The 3,109-nt window shown below is 31.7% G+C and carries 5 protein-coding genes; all 5 read right to left on the reverse strand.

Annotation, left to right across the window (positions count from 1 at the left end):
• Window positions 1–174: 174 nt before the first annotated feature.
• Complete coding sequence (locus tag NEH74_RS13025; RefSeq protein WP_055277346.1) at window positions 175–1,290, reverse strand: aminopeptidase; 1,116 nt, start codon at window positions 1,288–1,290, stop codon at window positions 175–177.
• A gap of 8 nt (window positions 1,291–1,298) precedes the next feature.
• On the reverse strand, window positions 1,299–1,835 hold the full coding sequence (locus NEH74_RS13030) for a DUF402 domain-containing protein (protein WP_055277344.1): 537 nt from the start codon (window positions 1,833–1,835) through the stop codon (window positions 1,299–1,301).
• Between the two features lie 80 nt (window positions 1,836–1,915).
• On the reverse strand, window positions 1,916–2,245 hold the full coding sequence (locus NEH74_RS13035; protein ID WP_055277342.1) for a thioredoxin family protein: 330 nt from the start codon (window positions 2,243–2,245) through the stop codon (window positions 1,916–1,918).
• Window positions 2,233–2,586, reverse strand: coding sequence for an arsenate reductase family protein (locus tag NEH74_RS13040; RefSeq protein WP_055244863.1), 354 nt, complete (start codon window positions 2,584–2,586; stop codon window positions 2,233–2,235). Before NEH74_RS13040 ends, NEH74_RS13035 begins: the two co-directional genes overlap by 13 nt.
• Before the next feature lie 157 nt (window positions 2,587–2,743).
• On the reverse strand, window positions 2,744–2,944 hold the full coding sequence (locus tag NEH74_RS13045; protein ID WP_055244865.1) for an alpha/beta-type small acid-soluble spore protein: 201 nt from the start codon (window positions 2,942–2,944) through the stop codon (window positions 2,744–2,746).
• Window positions 2,945–3,109: the final 165 nt, after the last annotated feature.

The following is a 3,109-nucleotide window of genomic DNA, read 5'->3' on the forward strand; positions in this document are numbered from 1 at the left end:
AATATCATACCTGTCGAAAGTTGTCAAACGTTTTTTAAAAGTTTTTTTGTTTTCGACATTTATTTCATCGGTCGTTGGCGACTTGATTATAATATCATCATAACTTCACAATGTCAACACTTTTAAATATATTTTTTTGAAAATATAAAAGGACCTAGTAGGCCCTTGATCTACTTAAATTAAGTTTTCAGGATTTAAGCATTCTAACTCTGGTAAAACAAATCGACCATTTTCCCTGATAAGAACATCATCAAAGTAGATTGATCCTCCACCATACTCTTCTCTTTGAATTAATACTAAATCCCAATGTATTGCTGAACGATTTCCATTATCTGCTTCTCCCTCATATGCTTGACCTGGAGTGAAATGTAAACTTCCATCAATCTTTTCATCAAACAAAATATCTCCCATTGGATGTTTAATAAGAGGATTCACACCAATTGCAAATTCTCCAACATAACGTGCCCCTTCATCCGTATTAAAGATCTCGTTCAATCGTTCAACATCATTATCTGCAGTTGCGTTTATGATTTTCCCATCTTTAAACTCTAATTTTACATTATTAAAGACAGTACCTTGATATGGACTTGGGGTATTATATTGGATTATACCATTTACACTTTCTCGCACTGGTGCGGTAAATACCTCTCCATCCGGAATATTACAATCACCTGCACAAGGAATTGCTTGTAATCCTTTAATTGAAAAAGTTAAATCTGTACCTGGTCCTGTGATATGGACTTTATCAGTTCTTTCCATTAATGCCTTGAGATTCTTCATTGCTTCATTCATCTTTGAGTAATCAACTAGACATACATCTAAAAGAAAATCTTCAAATTGCTCCAAACTCATTTTAGCTTTTTGCGCTAAAGAAGGTGTTGGATAATTTAATAAAACCCATTGTTTTGTATTAACAATCAAATTGGATACTGGTCTTCCGACTCTTGCTTGCATAACTTTAATTTCTGTAGGTACATCACTGTATTCTGAATCATTTTCATCTGCAAACACGGAAATAAATGCATCAATATCTTTATATTTTTCAAGATTCCATCCAGTTACTTTCTCCATTCTTTCTTCTGTATTCCCTAAAGATAATTCACGACCAATCTCATCATCTAAGATTTCTGTATGTGGATAGGCTCCAATACGATATGTATGTTTAATTAATTCTTTAATTAATGGTTTTGCTAAAATATTTCCTTTAATTAGGACGTGTTGTCCCGCTTCTACTTTATTAGAATACTCTAATAATGTTTTAGCTAATTTTTCTAATCTTGGATCACGCATGTTCTCACTCACCTTTTCAATAATCGATTCTTATATACGTAGTACCAATGTTCTGCAAAACCAGGTGCAAATGGCCCACGTCGTGTTTCAATCATATTTATAAGAATATCTAATTGTTGCTTAATAATTTCTTGAACCTCTAATGAATATCCCATTTCATTACTATGTTTGTGATATTCATCCTCATCTAAAATCCTATAACTTAAATCCGGAAAAACTTTTACATCTAAATCATAATCTATATATTTAATCGTTTGTTGATCGTAAACAAATGGGGAACTTAAATTACAATAGAAGTAAACCCCATCCTTACGAAGCATACATAAAACATTAAACCAATATTGGGTATAGAAATAGCAGACTGCTGGCTCTCGTGTATACCACGTTCTCCCATCAGCTTCCATAACTAATGTTTTATTATTTGCCCCAATTACAACTTCATCTGAAATATCTAAAATTGTAGTTTCATGCCATATTCTATGAATTTTAGAGTTATGTTTATAACTATGTATTTCAACTGTTTGACCAATTTCTGGATAATTCACCTCTCATCCCTTCTTTCCCTACATTTCATTTTTCCCTATTAATGTATTATTTTACCATAAATATTAGCATCAATCATAGACTAAAGGTAAGAAGTTATTTTTTTATACAAAAATGGTACAGATTCAAATGCATAGATTTTTTCAACGCACTTTCCTTTTTTATGAATCATTATGCAAGGCACTGACATTATTTCAAGGTCAATCGCCATATCCCCATAGTAATTTAAGTTTATTTGTGTCATGTTAAGATCCGGCATGGCTGCTTTAATTACTTGTAACATTTTTTTTGCAACATGACATGTCCCACATGTTGGAGTATAGGCTAATGTAATCACTAAGCACTCCTGTTTCCAAATCTCTTTTAGACTTTCATAGTCTACATTCATTAAGTTTTGATTTATTTTTTCCATGATGTTTCATACACCGCTTCTTTGAATCCTAGCGTCACTTTTTCGTTATCGAATGCCAGTGGACGTTTTACTAGCATTCCATCGCTTGCTAATAATTCATAGCACTCTTCTTCGCTCATAGTTGAAAGTTTATCTTTTAAGCCTAATTCACGGTATTTCATTCCACTTGTGTTAAAGAACTTTTTAATTGGTTCTCCCGATTTTAGATGTAATTGTTTGATTTCTTCTTTAGATAATGGTTCTTCTACAATATGACGGATTTCTGCCTCTACATTGTTATCTTTTAACCACTTTACTGCTTTTTTACATGTTGTACATTTTGGATAAATTAAAATATTCATATTATTTCCTCCTTTTTCTATAATTATATCTAAGATTTAATACCATGTCAGTTATTATAACCTATGCTTTTAATTTAACAAAAAAACGATCTTTTAAAGATCGTTTTTTCGTTTTGATGTAGTTTGTAGTCGTGTTGATTAGTTTTTAATAGTGTTATTATTTTGTTTGTCCTAATTGTTGTTGAGCCATCGCTACTAATCGTTTAGTGATTTCTCCACCAACTGAACCATTTTGACGAGCTGTTGTATCTGCTCCTAATTGAACACCAAATTCATTAGCAATCTCTGCTTTCATGTTATCGATTGCTGCTTGTGCTCCTGGTACGACTAATTTATTGCTATTTGATTGGTTTGACATGTTTGTCACCTCCTGACAATCTTAATATGTGTAGTTTCGACAAATTAATACATAACATTTGTTTTTATTTGAAAATAGTTTATTAAAAATATAAAAAGAGGAGAATCGAGTTCTCCCCTTTATTGTGCATATATTTTTGAATAACTATTTTGTTTGTCCTAATTG

The sequence above is a fragment of the Turicibacter sp. GALT-G1 genome, from assembly GCF_025594995.1.
Taxonomy (GTDB): domain Bacteria; phylum Bacillota_I; class Bacilli_A; order MOL361; family Turicibacteraceae; genus Turicibacter; species Turicibacter bilis.